The organism is Parabacteroides sp. AF27-14, assembly GCF_003635425.1.
GTDB lineage: Bacteria > Bacteroidota > Bacteroidia > Bacteroidales > Tannerellaceae > Parabacteroides > Parabacteroides distasonis.
Genome location: NZ_QTLZ01000058.1, coordinates 1 through 1,186, shown reverse-complemented (window position 1 = coordinate 1,186; position 1,186 = coordinate 1). Strand labels below are relative to the sequence as shown.

Annotated in this window: 1 protein-coding gene; it reads left to right on the top strand. The window is 55.3% G+C overall.

Annotation, left to right across the window (positions count from 1 at the left end; genetic code table 11):
• Positions 1–376: 376 nt before the first annotated feature.
• Positions 377–1,186, top strand: an 810-nt coding sequence (locus DWY79_RS22310) for a transcriptional regulator (protein ID WP_122370508.1), incomplete at its 3' end; no start/stop codon positions are given.

The window sequence follows — 1,186 nt, the reverse complement described above, 5'->3', positions numbered from 1 at the left end:
AGACATGGCAATAGAGACGAAATGATCTCGTATTTCCTACATCATCACGTCCCTTCTAAAAATCGAACATACATTCCTGTAGAGACAGGGCGTGCCCCGTCTCATCCCCTCCAAATGGTAACTTAAAGATACTATCAGACAGTGGGAGACGGGGCACGCCCCGTCTCTACAACCGGGTGATAACCGTTCTCGCACCTTTAGGCTACTCCCCAAGTAGCCTAAGATTTCAAGAGATGGTAATTTTCAGTAATGCCATATTTGAAAATATAAAGTACTGTTTATCAAGATGATATAAATGATTCTTGGTAGGGCTCTGAATTGCCGTGGGGTCTGTTTTCGGGCCACGGGATAACCACTAGAAAAGATAATCATAGAGATGGATATATTGACAGGCAAGTGCTCGGATAGGTTCATGGCGCATGTTCTGAAGCGACGTGATCAGGAGGCTGTCCGCTGGTACGTGCTCACGCTTCCTACCGCCGGTGGCGGGCGTGACAGGATCAGCCCCTCGAAGGGGCTGGACGCTGAGCTTTCCCGCCGTGAGCGTCGTGGGGAGGCCTTGTTCGAGTATTTCTCCCCCTCGTATGTCGAGGCGAGGAAGGTGGGCGGCAAGATGGTCAACACGAAACGGCCCCTGTTGTACAACTACGTGTTCGTCCACGCCTCGGAGGACGAGATCTTCCGCCTGAAGCGTACGCTTCCCCTGTATAATTTCCTCCCCCGGGTTTCCTCCGGCGGGCGGTCTTATTTCCCGTACCTCTCGGATCGTGAGATGGAGACCTTGCGTTGGGTCGCGGCTTCTTACTCCAACGAGCTTCCGGTGTATGTGCCAGATAGCGGCCGCTTGTTGAAAGGCGACCGTGTGCGTATCACCTCCGGCCCTTTTACCGACATGGAGGCGGAGGTGGTGGTGCAGTCGGGCGGTGGGCATAAGGACGTGATGGTGCGTATCCTCGACTGTCTGTGGGTCCCCTTGTTCGAGGTGAGAGCGGGGGAGTACGAGTTGATCGAGCTGAACACGGGGGGCAAGCACGTGTATACCCATTTGGACAACGACCGTCTGTCGGAGGGCTTGCACGGGGCCTTGGGCCGTTACCACGCCTCTGGCGTGGTAGTGGATGAGGATGCTCGTTTGGCCCGTGAGGTCCTGCGTGGCTACGCCTCTCTCCGTGGTGAGACCGACGTG